This window comes from Pantoea phosphatilytica (assembly GCF_051025615.1).
Taxonomy (GTDB): domain Bacteria; phylum Pseudomonadota; class Gammaproteobacteria; order Enterobacterales; family Enterobacteriaceae; genus Pantoea.
The window spans coordinates 427,207-444,807 of sequence record NZ_JBPFDF010000003.1; the positions used below are offsets into that span (position 1 = coordinate 427,207).

Genomic DNA, 17,601 nt, shown 5'->3' on the forward strand with positions numbered 1-17,601 from the left:
CAATGTACGATCAATATGACGCCCTGATTTTCGATATGGACGGCACCATTCTGGATACCGAGCCAACCCATCGAAAAGCGTGGCGTCAGGTACTGGCGCGTTATGGATTGACGCTGGATGAAGCCCGTATCATCGAATTCAATGGCGCGCCCGCCTGGCGGCTTGCGCAGTTCATCATTGAGTCCAATCAGTCGTCACTCGACCCCCGTCTTCTCGCCGCAGAAAAAACAGCGGCAGTGAAAGCGATGCTGCTGGACAACGTGACACCGCTGCCTCTGCTGGAGGTGGCAAAAGCGTATCACGGGCGTCGTCCGATGGCGGTAGGGACCGGAAGCGAACATAGCATGGCAGAGGCGTTACTGACGCAGCTGGGTGTGCGTGCGCTGTTTTCGGCCGTGGTCGGTGCTGACGACGTAAAACATCACAAACCCGAGCCGGAAACCTTTTTACGCTGCGCCGAATTACTGGGCGTGGCACCGGCACGCTGTGTGGTGTTTGAGGATGCCGATTTTGGTATCCAGGCAGCAAAAGCAGCAGGCATGGCCGTGGTGGATGTCCGTTTACTGTGAGTGACATCTTCACCCTGGCCTCGATGTTCGGCAGTAGCTTTTTAAGTGCAACGCTCCTGCCAGGAAGTTCAGAAGCACTACTGATCGCATTTCTGATAGCAAAAAAGACATCAGTTTACGGGTTGCTTTTGGCCGCATCACTGGGAAACACCCTGGGCGGCTTAACCAACATTATTATTGGTCGCTTACTGCCGTTAAAACGTCAGGGGCGATGGCATGACACAGCAATGACGTGGTTGCACCGACTGGGACCCGCAGCACTGTTATTCAGCTGGCTGCCGGTGATAGGTGATCTGCTCTGCGTGCTCGCAGGCTGGTTACGTTTCGCCTGGCTGCCCGCGATGCTGTTTCTCGCTGTCGGCAAGACACTGCGTTATATCGTTATCGCGACTGCCACATTACAGGGGCTGGAATGGTGGCATTGATTCGCACAGATTCGAGGCTACGGTTAACATTATGCTGAACAAAAATAAATTATTATCACAGCGGGGGGGTAATGTGATCCCGGACGTATCTAAAGCGCTCTCCTGGCTGGAGGCGCATCCCAATGCCCTTAAAGGTATTGGCCGTGGCATCGAGCGTGAAACGCTGCGTGTGCAGGCAAATGGCGAACTGGCAAAAAGCGGCCACCCGGACTCTCTGGGGTCGGCGCTGAAACATGACTGGATCACCACCGATTTCGCCGAAACGTTGCTGGAATTTATCACGCCCGTCGACCACAGCATTGATCATATGCTGGCATTTCTGCGTGATATCCATCGTCACGTTGCGCGCGAACTGGGCGATGAGCGCATGTGGCCGTTCAGTATGCCCTGTGTGATCGACGATGCCGATAATATCGAGCTGGCGCAGTATGGCACCTCCAATATCGGGCAGATGAAAACGCTCTACCGCGAAGGGCTGAAAAACCGCTACGGCGCGCTGATGCAGACCATCTCCGGCATTCACTATAACTTCTCGCTGCCGCTCTCGTTCTGGCAGGAGTGGGCTGACGTGAAAGATCAGGAAAGCGGAAAAGAGACGATCTCCGCGGGCTATCTGCGCCTGATCCGTAACTATTATCGCTTCGGCTGGGTGATCCCCTATCTGTTTGGCGCATCACCGGCCATCAGCTCCAGCTTCCTGCAGGGCCGTGAGAGCGCGCTGCCGTTTGAAACCAATGACAAAGACACGATGTGGCTGCCCTACGCCACCTCGCTGCGTCTGAGCGATCTGGGCTATACCAATAAGTCGCAAAGCGCGCTCGGTATCACCTTTAACTCACTGGAAGGCTATGTCACGGCGCTGAAGAAAGCGATCAGGACGCCCTCCGAAGAGTATGCGGCGATGGGAACAAAAGATGCAGACGGCAACTGGCTGCAGCTGAATACCAACGTGCTGCAGATTGAAAACGAACTCTATGCGCCGATCCGGCCGAAGCGCGTGACGCGCTCGGGTGAAGCGCCGTCTGATGCGCTACTGCGTGGCGGGATTGAGTATATCGAAGTGCGTTCGCTGGATATCAACCCGTTCTCTGCCATTGGAGTCGATGAGAATCAGGTTCGCTTCCTCGACCTGTTCCTGATCTGGTGTACGCTGGCCGACGCGCCGGAAATGAGCGCGGATGAGCTGCAGTGTACCCGTAAAAACTGGAACCGGGTCGTGCTGGAAGGGCGTAAACCGGGGCAGAAAATTGCGGTGGGCTGTGGCGAAGCGGAACATTCGCTGGTCGAAGTGGGTAAAACCCTGTTTGCCGATCTGCGCCGCGTTGCTGAAGTCTTAGACAGTCACAATCAGGACAGCACGGAATATCAGCAGGTCTGCGATCAACTGGTAGCATCGTTTGACGATCCTGAGCTAACCTACTCGGCGCGTATCCTTCAGGCGATGAAGGACAACGGTGTTACCGGCACCGGCGTAGCACTGGCAGAACAGTATGCGCATCTGCTCTGTGAAGAGCCGCTGGAAGTCCTGACGGAAGACGATTTCACGCGTCAGGCGCAGGAATCAGTCGCGGCACAGCAGCAGCTGGAAGCGAGCGATAAGCTGGATTTTGAAGCGTATCTGGCGAGCCGGGAAGGGTAGAAAAGAAAAAGGCCACATCAATGTGGCCAAATTAACATCTCTGTTGTCAGGGATGATGATGATAACAAATGCGCGTCTTTCATATATTCAGACGTTGGGCGAACAGAAAAGTTTCATCGTTTTAAAAAAAATTCTCAGAACAGGAGGTGACGTATGCCACTACTGGACAGTTTTACCGTTGATCACACTATCATGGGCGCACCGGCCGTTCGCGTTGCCAAAACCATGAAGACTCCGCATGGCGATACGATTACCGTTTTTGACCTGCGTTTTTGCCGCCCGAACATTGATATCCTCACCGAGCGTGGCATCCATACGCTGGAGCATCTGTTTGCCGGCTTCATGCGTGATCACCTGAACGGTGACGGTGTGGAGATTGTTGATATCTCGCCAATGGGCTGCCGCACCGGCTTCTACATGAGCCTGATTGGTACACCGGACGAGCAGCGCGTCGCAAAAGCGTGGAAAGGGGCGATGGAAGACGTTCTGAAAGTAAAAGATCAGAACCAGATCCCGGAACTGAATGAATACCAGTGTGGCAGCTACAAGCTGCACTCACTGGATGAAGCGCAGCAGATCGCCCGCAATGTGCTGGCGCATGAGATTGGCGTCAACCGCAACGAGGATCTGAAACTGCCAGCCGAAAAGCTGAAAGCTCTGCAGATCTAGTTCGCGATTCCGCAATAAAAAACGCCGCATCATGACGATTGCGGCGTTTTTTTTGGCTTCAGGAACCGACCGATTTCTTCAGCGGTGTCTTCGGCGTGATGCGCACCTGCTTAATCATATTGTCCTGCACGTCGAGAATATCGACGTTGTAGTGGCCGATCTGCACCCGGGTGGCGATAGCCGGGATCTCCTCCAGCGCTTCCAGCAGCATGCCGTTGATGGTGCGCGCCTCCTGCTCCGGCAGATGCCAGTTAAAGGCTTTATTAATTTCGCGCACGTTTGCGCTGCCTTCAATCAGGACCGAGCCATCATTCTGCGGCATCACTTCTTCGGCCAGCGACGGTGACATTGAGGTGGTGAAGTCACCCACGATCTCTTCCAGAATGTCTTCGATGGTCACCAGTCCCTTGATGTCGCCATACTCATCCACTACCAGGCCCGCTTTCTTTTTGTTGCGCTGAAACTTCACCAGCTGGGTGTTGAGCGGCGTGCCTTCCGGGATGTAGTAGGTCTCATCGGCGGCGCGCAGCAGGGTCTCTTTGGTGAACTCTTTTTTCTCGGTCATCATGCGCCAGGCTTCGCGCACCCGCAGCATACCGACGCAGTCATCCAGCGAGTCGCGAAACAGCACAATGCGGCCATGCGGGGAGTGGCTCAGCTGACGCACCACGGATTTCCAGTCATCGTTAATGTTGATGCCCACAATCTCGTTACGCGGCACCATGATGTCATCCACGCTGACCTTCTCCAGGTCGAGCACCGACAGCAGCATATCCTGGTTACGGCGTGACATCAGACTCCGCGACTCATAGACGATGGTGCGCAGCTCCTCCTTGCTCAGCGCCGAGCTGATGGCTCCCTCGGTGCGGATACCCACCATTCTCATCAGCAGACGGGTAATCGAGTTGAGCAGCCAGACCAGCGGCAGCATGATGTATTGCATCGGCACCAGCAGCAGGCTGCTGGGAAAGGCGACCCGTTCAGGGTAGAGGGCGGCCACGGTTTTCGGCAGCACCTCAGCGAAGACCAGCACCACAAAGGTCAGGATGCCGGTGGCGATCGCGACCCCTTCGTCGCCGTGCAGACGCATGCCAACGATGGTGGCCAGCGCAGAGGCCAGGATATTAACGAGGTTATTGCCAATCAGCACCAGGCTTAGCAGCCGGTCAGGGCGACGCAGGAGTTTCTCTACCCGGCGTGCGGCGCGACTGCCGTTCTTAACCTGATGACGCAGCTTATAGCGATTAAGGGTCATCATCCCGGTTTCTGACCCGGCAAACCAGGCAGAAACCAGTACCATGACGCAGAGAATGATAATCAGCGTGGTGGTTGAAACATGTTCCAACGCAGAACTTCCTTTTTAACGAGAGACAGGGACAAGCAGATGCTGCAGGATGCGACTGCCGAAGTAGGCCATGGTTAACAGCACCGCACCGCTGCAGTTGAACCAGACGACGCGGCGACCACGCCACCCTTCATGATAGTGCCCCCAGAGCAAAACGATATAAACAAACCACGCGATGATTGAGAGAACGGCTTTATCGACGTTTTCAGCGCTGAAGAGATCCTGCATATAGAACAGCCCGGTGCAGAGCACCAGCGTCAGCAGCACGACGCCCACCTGGGTGATGTGAAACATCTTACGTTCGATGGTCAGCAGCGGCGGCATATCCTGCGTAAAAGCCAGGCGCTTGTTTTTCAGCTGGTAGTCGATCCATGCCAGCTGCAGCGCATAGAGCGCGGCGATAATCAGCGTCGCATAGGCGAACAGCGACAGGCCAATGTGGATCATCATGCCCGGCGTGGTTTCCAGATGCGTGATGAACGCATTGGGAACAAAGGTGGCGAAGGCGAGGTTGATCAGCGCGAAGCTGTAGACGATCGGCAGCAGCAGCCAGCCACGGTTGCGTGACGCCACGATGGTCATGATGGCGCAGATCAGCAGGCTGACCAGCGAGCCAATATTGAGCAGGCTTAAGTTCTGTCCGCTATCAATGGCGAAGATGCGTTGCTGCAGGGCAACCGCATGGGTGATCAGCGCCACACAGGCAGAGATCATCGCCATTCGCCGCCAGCCGCCATGACGCTTCAGCAGGCTGGGAATGATCAGGGCAAGGCTTAAGGAGTAGGCGAACAGCGCCACTATCGCGAAAACGAACATAGATCCTTTCAGGTTCAGTCAGATAAGGAAAAAGGCAGTATAGCGCCAGCCGGAGCAGGCTCCAAACGATCTGAGGGGCAATTGCAGAGATCGCCGGGGCTTCGTGTTATAATCCGCCGCATTCTGCCGATCAGGCGCCTCGCGATCTTTTTAAGTGAGAGACCATGTTTGATAATTTAACCGATCGTTTGTCGCAAACCCTGCGAAACATCAGTGGCCGCGGAAGGCTGACTGAAGAAAACATTAAAGACACCCTGCGCGAAGTGCGCATGGCGCTGCTTGAAGCCGACGTTGCGCTGCCGGTGGTGCGTGACTTCATCAACCGTGTGAAAGAGAGCGCGGTCGGCCATGATGTGAACAAAAGCCTGACGCCGGGTCAGGAGTTTATCAAAATCGTTCGTAACGAGCTGGTTGCGGCGATGGGTGCGGAAAACAACGCGCTGGACCTGGCCGCTCAGCCGCCTGCTGTCGTGCTGATGGCGGGCCTTCAGGGTGCCGGTAAAACCACCAGCGTCGGTAAGCTGGGTAAATTCCTGCGCGAAAAGCATAAAAAGAAAGTGCTGGTGGTCTCTGCCGACGTCTATCGCCCGGCGGCGATCAAACAGCTGGAAACCCTGGCTCAACAGGTCGGCGTGGATTTCTGCCCCTCCGATCTCAGCCAGAAGCCGGTCGACATCGTTAATAATGCGCTGCGCGAAGCGCGTCTGAAGTTCTACGACGTTCTGCTGGTGGATACCGCCGGTCGTCTGCACGTCGACGAAGCGATGATGGAAGAGATCAAGCAGGTGCATGCCGCGGTTAAGCCGGTAGAAACCCTGTTTGTGGTCGATGCCATGACCGGTCAGGATGCGGCAAACACCGCAAAAGCCTTTAACGAAGCGCTGCCGCTGACCGGGGTTATCCTGACCAAAGTCGACGGTGATGCCCGCGGTGGTGCGGCGCTGTCGATTCGTCACATCACCGGCAAGCCGATCAAGTTCATGGGTGTCGGTGAGAAGACCGATGCGCTTGAGCCGTTCTATCCGGACCGTATCGCGTCACGCATCCTCGGCATGGGCGACGTTCTCTCCCTGATCGAAGATATCGAAAGTAAGGTCGACCGCGATCAGGCTGAGAAGCTGGCGAAGAAGCTCAAGACCGGTGACGGGTTTGATCTTAATGACTTCCTTGAGCAGCTGAAGCAGATGCGCAACATGGGCGGCATGGCCAGCCTGATGGGGAAACTGCCCGGTATGGGACAGCTGCCTGACAATGTGAAGTCGCAGATGGATGACAAAGTGCTGGTGCGCATGGAGGCGATCATCAACTCGATGACCCGCAAAGAGCGCGAGAAGCCGGAAATCATTAAAGGCTCGCGCAAGCGTCGCATCGCGAACGGCTCGGGCATGCAGGTGCAGGACGTTAACCGCTTATTGAAGCAGTTCGACGACATGCAGCGCATGATGAAGAAAATGAAGAAGGGCGGCATGGCGAAAATGATGCGCGGCATGAAAGGTATGATGCCGCCAGGTTTCCCTGGTCGCTAAGTGTTCCACAAAAAAGCCTGGAAGGACGCGGTTTAGGTTGCTTTTTGCGCCAAAATGAGTAAAATTTTCGGGCTTTTTATATAGCACCCGGACCCCGTTCCTCGATGGGGGCCGGGTGTTTTATTAACTGAAGAGGATGTTATGGTAACAATTCGTTTGGCACGTCACGGCGCTAAAAAGCGTCCGTTCTATCAGGTCGTCGTCACTGACAGCCGCAATGCACGCAACGGTCGTTTCATCGAGCGCGTTGGTTTCTTCAACCCGATCGCATCTGGTCAGGCTGAAGCACTGCGTCTTGATATGGATCGTATCGAGCACTGGGTTGGCCAGGGCGCAACGCTTTCTGATCGCGTTAACGCGCTGGTCAAAGAAGCAAAGAAAGCAGCTTAATCTGTCACGGTGGTGAGCATGAGCAGACAACTTGCCGCACAGCCTCCTGTTAATCCAATCGTATTGGGTAAGATGGGAGCCGCCTACGGTATTCGCGGCTGGCTCAAAGTGTTTTCCTCCACTGAAGACGCTGAAAGCATCTTCGACTACCAACCCTGGTTCATCCAGCGCGCCGGTAAATGGCAGCAGGTCGAACTGGAAAGTTGGAAGCACCACAATCAGGACCTGATCATCAAAGTCAAAGGCATTGACGATCGGGATGCGGCGGCTCAGTTAACCAATTGCGAAATTCAGGTTGACTCGACGCAGTTGCCATCGCTGGAAGAGGGCGATTACTACTGGAAAGACCTTATGGGCTGCCAGGTGGTTAACCTCGAAGGCTACGAGATGGGTAAAGTCATCGATATGATGGAAACCGGCTCGAACGACGTTCTCGTCGTTAAGGCAAACCTGAAAGATGCATTCGGTGTTCAGGAGCGGTTAATTCCGTTTCTTGATGAACAGGTTATCAGGAAAGTCGATCTCTCTACTGGCGTCATTGAGGTAGATTGGGATCCTGGTTTTTGATCTCCGAATCGAACGGTAACGTAACGGCGAATACAATGTGGATTGGTGTTATTAGCCTGTTTCCAGAAATGTTTCGCGCTATTACCGATTACGGGGTAACTGGCCGGGCTGTAAAAAACGGTCTGCTCAGCATTCAGAGCTGGAGTCCGCGTGACTTCACGCACGACCGGCACCGTACCGTGGACGACCGTCCTTACGGTGGCGGACCGGGGATGCTGATGATGGTACAACCTTTACGGGATGCCATCTCCGCAGCGAAAGCAGCGGCAGGTGAAGGTGCCAGGGTGATTTATCTTTCACCTCAGGGTCGCAAACTGGACCAACAGGGCGTTTGCGAACTGGCGGCATGCAACAAGTTAATTCTTGTCTGCGGCCGTTATGAAGGTATTGATGAGCGCGTAATCCAGACCGAAATTGACGAAGAGTGGTCAATCGGTGATTACGTTCTCAGCGGCGGGGAACTGCCGGCAATGGCGATGATTGACTCAGTCGCCCGGTTTATTCCCGGCGTACTTGGCAAACAGGCGTCAGCCGATGAGGATTCGTTCTCGGACGGTTTGCTGGATTGTCCGCACTATACCCGACCTGAAGTGTTAGAGGGCATGGAGGTTCCGGCAGTATTACTGTCAGGCAACCATGCCGATATTCGCCGCTGGCGTCTGAAGCAGTCGCTAGGCCGTACCTGGCTGAGAAGACCTGAACTTCTGGAAAACCTGGCTCTGACTGAAGAGCAAGCAAGGTTGCTGAATGAGTTCAAGCGTGAACATCAGCAGCAACAAAACGATGATGCGGAAGAGTAATCTTCCCCGACTATCAGTTTACCCAGGATATGAGATTTAATTATGAGCAACATTATCAAGCAACTTGAACAAGAGCAGATGAAACAGGACGTACCTTCCTTCCGCCCGGGTGATTCCGTGGAAGTGAAAGTATGGGTCGTTGAAGGTTCTAAAAAACGTCTGCAGGCATTCGAGGGCGTGGTTATCGCTATTCGTAACCGCGGTCTGCACTCTGCATTCACTGTTCGCAAAATTTCTAACGGCGAAGGCGTTGAGCGTGTATTCCAGACTCACTCGCCGGTTATTGACAGCATCGCTGTTAAACGTCGTGGCGCTGTGCGTAAAGCCAAACTGTACTACCTGCGTGAGCGTACTGGTAAGTCTGCTCGTATTAAAGAGCGTCTTAACTAAGGTATCGCTAACGCGACATCTGAAAGTTAATAATTATCAGGGGGTTAGCGGTTTGCTGACCCCCTTTTTTGATTTAATGCCTACGAAATGCCTACGCAGGATCATTTTGCCGGTATGTGTCGCTCTAATGATGCTTAGTCCTCGACTCAAACACGCACTGCTTAGTGAGATTTATGATGAATAAACCAAAAGTATTTATTGCATCTTCAAGTGAAAGCATCGCAGTTGCCAGCTCTGTAAATGTAAACCTTGAACGAGAGTATGAGGTGACCCCTTGGGCTAATGGAACTTTCACATTATCCTCTTCGACAATAAGTGACTTGGTAAGGATGTCATCTTCAGTTGATTTTGCTGTGTTTATTTTTTCTCCTGATGATATCTCTATAATTCGGAAACGTGAAGAACACACCGTTAGAGATAATGTCGTTTTTGAATTGGGACTATTTATAGGTTCAATAGGTATTTCTCGATGCTTTATAGTTAAGCCTAGAAATCAAGATTTAAAATTACCTAGTGATTTACTGGGAATAACTGTAGCTGACTATGATGATGCTCGTTCCGATGGTAATCTTGAAGCGGCTTTAAGTGCGCCTTGCTTCAGGATGCATAAAGCAATGCAGTCTCAGGGGGGATTAAATCGTCAAAGTATTTCTGCTAATACCAAGCTTAAAGTTAATCCGTTAGAATACTCTATTAACTCGACAACTCTTGAAGTGTTAACTTGCTGTCTTGCCAGCCATACAACTAAACCAGAAGGTGTTTCACTGGCAGATATAGTTTTCCAGAGAAAGCTTGATGATCATCAGGTAGCTTTACAGTTGGTTAAACTTGAAAAAATGTCATTGATTGAGAGAAGTATCTATGCATCAAATTATGATGGTGAAGAATATTATGCTTATACAATCACCGAAGAAGGTATAAACATAATATTAAAAAATGAAGATGATTTTTAAGTAAAATTTATATCCTATGATTTTTAACCTGCTAACGCAGATCGCAGTTTAAAGCCATGGAATATTACATTGTCCGCGCTCAGGATGAGGTGGTGCTGGCTTAACCTGTCTTGGACACATAATTATGTCTGTCACAGTTTCAAGGGATTTGAATGTACAACCGCAGTTAATATTTTGGCACTGATTGTATCTTTCCTTCGTCTTTTCTGAAAGCTGAACACTACTACGTGTATGAGCGGCATGTAAGCATAGCGGGCAGTTCATCATTTAGGGCTAGTCCTGTTCATGTTTTTTTGCAAAGCATACCTTCAAATAATCCATTTGGATACTTTATTGCACTATTGCATACCGAATTCGTCAATTTTTACTTCTAGTTCCAAGCTTGTAGTAAATCCGCTATCAGCTTTCAGGCTGTGCATTAGCGTTGTGATAATCCATTCCCCCGCATCAATCTGCTGTTTGAACCCGCTGACCTTCACCGGCATTTCTGTATAGAGTTCCGCGCGTCCCTTCGCTAATTGAATGGAAAACGTTGCTGCACCACGCTGCAGGCGTTCCCACTGCATTTTCGCAGCACGTTCTGCATTGCCCCGGTTAGCGTAAGTGCGACTCAGTACCAGCACATTTTCATCGGTGCCGATCAGGTAATCTCCCTGCTTAGCTTCAGGCTCTTTTTTCTTTGTCGTGGATTTACGTCTGCGCTTCACCTTTGCCACCGGTTTTTTTTCGGGTTCGCGCGTATGCAGCCAGCTGGCGATTACGCCGGTATAAGCGTCGCGGTCCGCCAGAGTGAAGCGGTGGCTGTCTCCGTCGCTGCGCTGAAGGGTAATCACTGGTAACGCCTTGCCACTGGCTGTTTTGCCCTGGCCCTGGCGGATGAACAGCAAGTTTCCATCCTTGACGCAGGCCACCGCGCCGCACTGTTTAGCCAGGCGCATCAGAAAGCTGGCGTCTGATTCATTGGTCTGATCAAGGTGGTCAATTTCTTTTGCCGCCATGTCCTCACTCATCGCCGCATTCAGCTTATGGCGCCCGGCAATATCCCGGACGATTTCGCCCGCGGTGGTTTTGTGCCAGGACTTCTCCCGTTTCGTGTTCAGCGTCTGACGGAAGTCTGCGCTGCGCGCCCGCAGCGTCAGGCGGTCAGGCGTGCCGCTGTGCTCGATTTCGTCAACCGTATAGCTGCCCTTCGGGAAAAGCGCCTCACCCTGCCAGCCAAGCGACAGCGAGAGCACGACGCCACGGCGCGGCAGTTGCAGCTGACCGTCCGCGTCGTCCAGCTCAATGTCCAGCTGGTCCGCCTCAAATCCCCGGTTGTCGGTGAGCGTCAGGCTCAGCAGGCGCTTTTCCAGCTTCTGCGTGATGTCTGCCCCGTCCATCGTCAGCCGGAAGGCTGGAGCACCTTGCTGGCCGGTTAACCAATTTGAAGCGATCATTATAAAATTCCTCCCACTAAAGCACCGGCTGAGGCTCCAGCCGCAAGCGCCGGGCTTTGCAGTGCAGGAAGCTGGCTGCTGAGGCTACCAAACATTTCACTCAGTGACTCATCATTACGTTTCAGGGTCAGCGTGAACTCAATCCGGCGACAAACGCCGCTGCTGAAGAACTCCGTTTTAGTCAGGCTGAAGCTCTCGATCACGAACATCCCGTAGATAGTCCCGCTTCCCTCAATAAGCGGCCACGCGCGGCCCAGATCCGCAATCTTTTCCAGAGCCAGCAGCGACAGCCTGCCGCCGGTGATTTCCGGCAGAAGCACACCGGAAAGCGTCAGCGTGTCGTTGTCCGGGCCTAAGAACTGCAGCGAAGATCGCACGCCAACCCGGCTGTTTGACGGAAAGCGCCAGCTACGCTGATACTGCAGCTCCTGATAGGGAACCGTTTTCAGCATGAAAACAAATAAGCCCAGCGTCATCATCATTCGTCAAATCCCCCTCTGTCGCGGTAGCTGCTGCGCTCACGCGCCTCAGCCTTCCTCTGTTCTGCTTTAAGCCTGCGCATCACTTCATCAACCAGATCCTGCTGGCTCTGGCCCGGCTGCTGCACGATGGTGAAGGAGGCGTGAATCTGCGGTGCAGCTTCCTGTGTAGCGTTGCCACTCATGCGCGGTGCTTCCTGCCGGTACGCCTGAACTGGCAGGCTGAGCGGGTGCAGCGGCTTCGCCTCCGCCGTCGCTCCGGCACCACCCAGCGTCAGCGCAGCCAGTGCTGCCAGCCGTGCAGTGCTCCGGCGGCTGGTCACGTTCGCCGGACCGCTGACCAGCTCCGGCCCGTTCTCACCGGCAACGCCGAACTGCCCGGACGGAATAAAGCCGCCGCTGTCGTACATGCCCGCAAATCCGGGGAATCCGCCCGGCGGCAGGGATATACCACCACCCGCATTTGCTGTTGCCGGTCGCGGCAGCTGCGGTGCGCCGGGCTTATCGCCGCCCGGCTTCAGAAAGTCCGGCAGATAGTCGGTCAGTGAAGACAGCTTGTTTTTGATCGCGTCCCACTTCTGGCTGATACCCGCCATCAGTCCGTCAATCATCTGCGAACCTGCCTCCTGAAACCTTGCGGGTAGGGCCTGCACGTCGGCGACAATCTCCCCCCACTTTGTGCTGATGTAGGTGCGGATGGCGGTCCATACGCTGCTGACCTTTGTGCTGATACCATCCCACAGCGCGGCAAGTTTTGGCCCCAGCGTGTCCCAGTTCTGCCAGATAAGCAGCGCCCCGGCGGCAATCAGCCCGATCACGGCCAGAATCGGGTTTGCCATCATCAGCCGCCCCAGCCACAACACGCCGTTCCCCACGATGCCGATGGCGCTTTTTATTAATCCGAACGCGCTGAACGCTTTTATTCCCAGCACGTTAAAGCTCAGGCGCAGCAGCGCCATCGGCCCCAGCACTGCCGCAAGGCCAATCATGAACGTACCCAGCGCCAGCACAATCACGGAGATCACAGCAGCAGTTTTTACCAGTGCGCCCGCCAGCTCCTTGTGGTTTTCCACCCAGCGGCGGGTCGCGCCGGTGACTTTTTTCACAATGTTCATGATGTCCATCAGTGGCGTACGCAGCGAATCGCCCAGGCCGCTCATGGTGTTGGAAACACCGGTTTTGGTCAGCATCCATTGCGCAGAAATCGAGTCCTTATTGATGTCCGACTCTTTCTGCATGGAGCCTTTCGCCCCGTCGCCCTGCGTCAGTTGCAGCTGTCGTCTCAGCTCCGGCATGTTGTTAGCGAGTTTGGCCGCGTCCTTGCCGAACTCCTTACCGAAAATCATCGTCATGGCCGTCAGGCGCTTATCGTCAGGCAGGTTATTCACCTTTTCCAGCACGCGCTGGATGGTTCCCATCGCGTCCATGGTCATCTGCTTTTCAATCTTTGCCGGATCGAGTTTCAGCAGCGCCATGCCGCCCATAAACGACTTGCCCTGCATGGTCGCAACGGACAGCTCGCGCACCATTGCGTTCGCCGCACTGGCGGCGGTTTCCGACGTTGCGCCCAGGCTCAGGAAGGTTGAGCCAAGCGCGGCGGCCTTGCGGTAGTCCAGCCTGTCAGCCACGCCGCCCATACGCTGCAGCACGTCGATGATGTCCGAACCTTTGGACATGGCGTTATCGTCCAGGTAGTTCAGCGCGTCGCCCAGCTGCTCGATGTTGCGGGTAGGGATTTTGTACAGCTGCGCAATTTTTCCCAGCCCTTCAGCCAGCTCACCGGCGGGCAGCTCAAACGCGGTTGACGCCTTCGCCGCCGTGGTGGCAAAGGCCAGCAGGTCGCGCTTCTGATCCTCATAAGAATCGTTCTGGTTTGTCACGCCCATGCGCGCGCCGCCCTCAACCAGCGCGGCGTAATCTATCGCGCCGTTTTCCATCGGCAGCTGCTCACTGGCGGCCTTGATAGCGGCCTGCATGTCATAGAACTGCTTCGTGCGGTTTCCGTTGTTGTCGCGCAGCCCGTTAACCTGCTTTGCCACGCCCTTCATGGCGTCTTCCATTGCCGCTGAAGATTTCACGGCGGCCAGCACCGGCGCGCCCATTGCCAGACCGGCGGCTGACGTTGCCGCACCGGCACCGGCCACGCGATCGCGCACCTCAAGCGATCGGGAATATCGCTCACGTACTGCGCTCAGCTTTGCCTGCCGCTCTCCCAGCTTTTTAAGCGACAGCTGCTGCCGGTCAATCGCAGCGCGCGCCTCGTCAGCCTGACTTTTAAGCTCGCGCTGTGCCTGACTCAGTTTCTTCGTGTCGATACCGGCAGCGCCCAGCGCCTCACGCTGACGCTGCACCGACAGGCGCAGCCCGTTGTAAGTCTGCTGCAGCTGGCTGGCGCGGTTTTTTGCCTGTTCCAGCACGCGGGCCTGTGCCGCTGTTGGCTTGTTTGTTTCCGTAAACTGCACGGCCAGCCGCGCCGCTTCTTCGCGGGCGGCTTTGAGATTGTTTGCGGTGATGGCAAGTTGTGAGCGGGTTTTACGGAAGCCGTCAATGCGCCCGGCCTGCGCGTCCAGCTCTTTCAGGGTGTTGCGGGTGTCGCGCAGCGTGCCAGCCAGCTCACGGGTGCTGTCGCGGGCGCTGCGGAATGGGCGGGTCAGCTTATCGACCGCGCCCAGCACGACCTGCAGACGCAGATTTTTATCACTCATCGCTGGCCCCGTGTCGCAGGATTGCTTTGTGCCGCCACTCCAGCACCTCGGTCAGCGTCATGGATTCGGTAACGGAGGGCGGCCAGTGAAAGACGGTGGCGATGTCCGCCACCAGATCGTCTACCGTCAGGCCGTCGCTAAATCCGACAGGACCGACTTCTTCAGCAAAAAAGTGACCACCTCTACCGACAGGCTCACCAGATCGGCGGGGTCCATTTCGTTAATTTCCGCCGTGGTCAGCGCCGGGGTGGTGATACGCGGCAGCACGGTGATCAGTGCATTCACGTCCATGTCCAGCAATGCCTGCAGGCGGGTGCCGCGCAGCGCGCCGGATTGTGGCTTGCGCACGGTGACGGAGGTGATTTCGGTTTTGCCGCGCAGGATCGGGGTGTCCAGCTCAACGGCCTTTTCGTTTGGTGCAGCTTTGTCTGTCATGATTTGATTCCGTTAAAAAGAGAGATAAGCGGCAGGCGCAGCGCCTGCCGGTGTGATTACAGGCCCAGCGCGTTGCGGTGCGCTTCCATCAGGTCTTTACCGTCCACGATGTGGATCATGTTCACGATGTCGATCTCGTAAACCACTTCACCGTTGATGGTCAGCTTTGCGTAGCTGTTGGTTGCGGACACTTTGGTGGTGCTGGATTCGCCGGTTTTCCATTCGCCGGAGTCCAGCTCCTTATAGCGTCCGCGCGTGACAAGCTCGACCGCCTGCACTTCGCCGGTGTCGTCGCGCTGAATGGAGCCGGTAAAGCGCAGTTGAATGCCGTCCACGGTTTCGGTGCCAAGCTGCTTAAACAGCAGCGCTTCGGTGCCGCCCACGGTGAACTCTGTATCCAGCGCGCCGTCGTCCAGGCCCATGTCGATATCCACCGCACCGGCCATGCCGCCGCCGCGATACTTTTCAAACTTGCGCGTGAATTTCGGCAGCGTCACGGACTCAACCAGCCCCTGCCAGTTGTTGCCTGCGTTGAACAGGTTCAGATGCTTGAGTTTGCGGGGTAATGCCATCTTTCCGTCTCCTTATGCGCTGACGCGGCTGCTGAAATCGACCAGATACTGGTCAGTGATACGCTGGCGCAGCAGCAGGTTTTCCAGCGGGGGCACCGGCGTGTAGTCGTAATCGATCAGCAGCTTGCCCGCCTTCAGCGTGTCCTTATCGTTCACGCTTTCATCCAGCCAGCAGTCAGCGCCAATCAGATAGCCCTGAGTCACCAGGCTGCGCAGCTTCGCGCGGATGCTCTCGATGATGTCGCGGGCCAGCGACGGGTTCAGAGTTCCGTCAACGGACCACATCTGCGCTTCTGCCATCGTGTCCTTCAGCACCTGCGCAGTGCGGGTGTAGCACTCAAACTGAAACAGCGCGTCATCGCTGAGGCAGCGGGAACCCCAGAAGCGGAAGCCGTCTTTGCGGATCAGCGTGGTGATGTCGTTCTGGTTCAGCAGGCCCGCATCAGTGTCCGGGTCCTGCAGGTCCCAGAAAACGTCTTTTGAAATGCCGGTGACGCCGTTCACGCCAACGTTTGACAGGGACTTGTGCCAGCCGGTCTGCTGGTCAATTTTGGCGCGCAGGCCCAGCGCGCGTGCGGTGGCGTAGGCCGTCGCGTCCGCCTTCAGCACGGTGTCAAAGCTGATGAAGTCAGGCCAGATCAGCATCCCTTCGCGCTGGCTGAAGTTGGCGCGGTAGGCAATCGCCTCCTCAACGCTCTTGCAGCCATACGCGGACAGGTAGGCAAAGCCGCGCAGGCTCTGCGCCACGCTCAGCAGTTCGGTGGCGACGGCTTTGGTGTCGTGGCCGGGCACGCCCAGAATACGGGGGTTAACGCCGCACTGAGACTGCGCAGCCAGCAGCGCCTTCATGCCGGTGCGCTGGCCGTCGGTCACGCCGCCGATGATGTTGGCGGTGGTTTCCGCTTCGGTCTGGCCCTGCGGCACGCGCACAACGACCGTGACGGGTTTTGACTGATCCGCGATGGCGTCCAGTGAACGGGCCAGCGTACCGGATTCCCCGGCTTTGCCGCTGGCGGTGAGTACGTCGGTTAACAGCACCGGGCGGTTCAGCGGGAAGGTGGCCGCGTCGGCGTCGTCGCCGGTGCAGACAAGCCCCACAATCGCGGTGCTGACGGTGGTGATGGTTCGGGTGCCCTCATTGATTTCCTCAACGCGCACGCCGTGATGATAATCCTGTGCCATGTGGCGGTTCTCCTGTGAAGGGGTTCCGCTATGGTCTATGGTCCGCTATGCCGGGGCACGCGCTGGCCGTTGTGCCGTCTCTGGCACAACAGACAAACGATTTTCGCGCAGGGCTTTCTGTTCCGGGGCGGGTATGTAGCGGTAAATCGTCTTCACGGACACGTCCAGCACCAGTGACACCTGCAGCAGCGTTGCGCCCTGCACCAGCATCCGCCGGGCACGTTCTGCGGTTTCCGGCGTCATCTTCCGCCGCCTGCCGCCGATGCGCCCTTTATCACGCGCGGCGGCCAGCCCGGCGCGGGTGCGCTCTACGATCAGCTCGCGTTCCATTTCCGCCAGGGCGCCCATGACGTGGAAGAAAAAACGGCCCATTGGCGTGCTGGTATCAATACTGTCGGTCAGGCTGCGGAAGTTAACGCCACGTTCGCGCAGCTCCTCCGTCAGCATTACCAGATGGCGCATACTCCTGCCGAGCCGATCCAGCTTCCACACTACCAGCGTGTCACCGGGCTGCAGGCACCGCAGCGCCTTCTTCAGCCCCGGCCTGTCGCTGGTCTTTCCGCTTATCCTGTCCTCAAAAATCAGCTCACAATATGCGCTCTGCAGCGCAATCCGCTGTAAGTCCGTGTTCTGGTCATTTGTTGACACCCTGATGTAGCCAATAAGCACGCTGATTTCTCCGCAAATGGGCGCAAGTGTGCCA

The 17,601-nt window shown here is 55.7% G+C and carries 21 protein-coding genes; 10 read left to right on the forward strand and 11 right to left on the reverse strand.

All coding sequences use genetic code 11. The annotated features are described in order from the left end of the window. Window positions 1-2: 2 nt before the first annotated feature. From yqaB to luxS, 4 genes are all read left to right on the forward strand, one after another. On the forward strand, window positions 3-569 hold the full coding sequence (yqaB, locus tag ACR6AS_RS14650) for a fructose-1-phosphate/6-phosphogluconate phosphatase (protein ID WP_111142232.1): 567 nt from the start codon (window positions 3-5) through the stop codon (window positions 567-569). A gap of 23 nt (window positions 570-592) precedes the next feature. Further along, the gene (locus ACR6AS_RS14655) at window positions 593-994 is read left to right on the forward strand and encodes a YqaA family protein (RefSeq protein ID WP_199560057.1); all 402 of its coding nucleotides are present in this window, start codon (window positions 593-595) and stop codon (window positions 992-994) included. 31 nt (window positions 995-1,025) lie between these two features. Next, window positions 1,026-2,633 (forward strand): glutamate--cysteine ligase, encoded by a 1,608-nt coding sequence (gene gshA / locus ACR6AS_RS14660; protein ID WP_111142230.1) that lies wholly within the window; start codon window positions 1,026-1,028, stop codon window positions 2,631-2,633. A 153-nt stretch (window positions 2,634-2,786) separates the two neighbouring features. Further along, window positions 2,787-3,302, forward strand: a complete 516-nt coding sequence (luxS, locus tag ACR6AS_RS14665; RefSeq protein ID WP_293770320.1) for an S-ribosylhomocysteine lyase — start codon at window positions 2,787-2,789, stop codon at window positions 3,300-3,302. 58 nt (window positions 3,303-3,360) lie between these two features. Here luxS and ACR6AS_RS14670 read toward each other — a convergent pair whose 3' ends face one another. Continuing rightward, entirely contained in the window at window positions 3,361-4,647 is a 1,287-nt protein-coding gene (locus ACR6AS_RS14670; protein WP_111141447.1) for an HlyC/CorC family transporter, read from the reverse strand. A 15-nt stretch (window positions 4,648-4,662) separates the two neighbouring features. Beyond that, a complete protein-coding gene (locus ACR6AS_RS14675) occupies window positions 4,663-5,463 on the reverse strand; it encodes a cytochrome C assembly family protein (protein ID WP_111141448.1) in 801 nt (266 codons plus the stop codon). Between the two features lie 164 nt (window positions 5,464-5,627). Here ACR6AS_RS14675 and ffh point away from each other — a divergent pair, with 164 nt between their 5' ends. The 6 genes from ffh to ACR6AS_RS14705 all read left to right on the forward strand — a co-directional run bounded on the left by ffh (window position 5,628) and on the right by ACR6AS_RS14705 (window position 10,089). Next, window positions 5,628-6,989, forward strand: coding sequence for a signal recognition particle protein (gene ffh / locus ACR6AS_RS14680; protein WP_128085949.1), 1,362 nt, complete (start codon window positions 5,628-5,630; stop codon window positions 6,987-6,989). A 141-nt stretch (window positions 6,990-7,130) separates the two neighbouring features. Then, on the forward strand, window positions 7,131-7,379 hold the full coding sequence (gene rpsP / locus ACR6AS_RS14685; RefSeq protein WP_111141450.1) for a 30S ribosomal protein S16: 249 nt from the start codon (window positions 7,131-7,133) through the stop codon (window positions 7,377-7,379). Between the two features lie 18 nt (window positions 7,380-7,397). Then, window positions 7,398-7,946, forward strand: coding sequence for a ribosome maturation factor RimM (gene rimM, locus ACR6AS_RS14690; RefSeq protein ID WP_111141451.1), 549 nt, complete (start codon window positions 7,398-7,400; stop codon window positions 7,944-7,946). Between the two features lie 35 nt (window positions 7,947-7,981). After that, on the forward strand, window positions 7,982-8,746 hold the full coding sequence (gene trmD, locus ACR6AS_RS14695) for a tRNA (guanosine(37)-N1)-methyltransferase TrmD (protein WP_111141452.1): 765 nt from the start codon (window positions 7,982-7,984) through the stop codon (window positions 8,744-8,746). Window positions 8,747-8,788: 42 nt separating this feature from the next. Continuing rightward, window positions 8,789-9,136, forward strand: a complete 348-nt coding sequence (gene rplS, locus ACR6AS_RS14700; RefSeq protein ID WP_111141453.1) for a 50S ribosomal protein L19 — start codon at window positions 8,789-8,791, stop codon at window positions 9,134-9,136. Between the two features lie 173 nt (window positions 9,137-9,309). Further along, on the forward strand, window positions 9,310-10,089 hold the full coding sequence (locus tag ACR6AS_RS14705; RefSeq protein WP_434162651.1) for a TIR domain-containing protein: 780 nt from the start codon (window positions 9,310-9,312) through the stop codon (window positions 10,087-10,089). A 48-nt stretch (window positions 10,090-10,137) separates the two neighbouring features. On the opposite strand, the gene ACR6AS_RS14710 is transcribed toward ACR6AS_RS14705, so the two are convergent. From ACR6AS_RS14710 to ACR6AS_RS14750, 9 genes are all read right to left on the reverse strand, one after another. Next, window positions 10,138-10,356 carry an ogr/Delta-like zinc finger family protein gene (locus ACR6AS_RS14710; protein WP_434162653.1) on the reverse strand — a complete coding sequence of 73 codons (219 nt, stop codon included), beginning with the start codon at window positions 10,354-10,356 and terminating at the stop codon, window positions 10,138-10,140. A 71-nt stretch (window positions 10,357-10,427) separates the two neighbouring features. Beyond that, on the reverse strand, window positions 10,428-11,525 hold the full coding sequence (locus ACR6AS_RS14715) for a phage late control D family protein (protein WP_434162656.1): 1,098 nt from the start codon (window positions 11,523-11,525) through the stop codon (window positions 10,428-10,430). Beyond that, window positions 11,525-12,007 carry a phage tail protein gene (locus ACR6AS_RS14720; RefSeq protein ID WP_434162659.1) on the reverse strand — a complete coding sequence of 161 codons (483 nt, stop codon included), beginning with the start codon at window positions 12,005-12,007 and terminating at the stop codon, window positions 11,525-11,527. Before ACR6AS_RS14720 ends, ACR6AS_RS14715 begins: the two co-directional genes overlap by 1 nt. Next, on the reverse strand, window positions 12,004-14,709 hold the full coding sequence (locus tag ACR6AS_RS14725) for a phage tail tape measure protein (protein ID WP_434162661.1): 2,706 nt from the start codon (window positions 14,707-14,709) through the stop codon (window positions 12,004-12,006). Before ACR6AS_RS14725 ends, ACR6AS_RS14720 begins: the two co-directional genes overlap by 4 nt. Further along, window positions 14,702-14,821 carry a GpE family phage tail protein gene (locus ACR6AS_RS14730; protein WP_009086867.1) on the reverse strand — a complete coding sequence of 40 codons (120 nt, stop codon included), beginning with the start codon at window positions 14,819-14,821 and terminating at the stop codon, window positions 14,702-14,704. The genes ACR6AS_RS14725 and ACR6AS_RS14730 overlap by 8 nt, the downstream gene beginning before the upstream one ends. 14 nt (window positions 14,822-14,835) lie before the next feature. Further along, the gene (locus ACR6AS_RS14735; RefSeq protein ID WP_345753791.1) at window positions 14,836-15,144 is read right to left on the reverse strand and encodes a phage tail assembly protein; all 309 of its coding nucleotides are present in this window, start codon (window positions 15,142-15,144) and stop codon (window positions 14,836-14,838) included. Between the two features lie 56 nt (window positions 15,145-15,200). Further along, window positions 15,201-15,716, reverse strand: a complete 516-nt coding sequence (locus ACR6AS_RS14740) for a phage major tail tube protein (protein WP_434162664.1) — start codon at window positions 15,714-15,716, stop codon at window positions 15,201-15,203. 12 nt (window positions 15,717-15,728) lie between these two features. Then, on the reverse strand, window positions 15,729-16,898 hold the full coding sequence (locus tag ACR6AS_RS14745; protein WP_434162667.1) for a phage tail sheath protein: 1,170 nt from the start codon (window positions 16,896-16,898) through the stop codon (window positions 15,729-15,731). A 45-nt stretch (window positions 16,899-16,943) separates the two neighbouring features. Continuing rightward, window positions 16,944-17,567, reverse strand: a complete 624-nt coding sequence (locus tag ACR6AS_RS14750) for a recombinase family protein (RefSeq protein ID WP_434162669.1) — start codon at window positions 17,565-17,567, stop codon at window positions 16,944-16,946. Window positions 17,568-17,601: the final 34 nt, after the last annotated feature.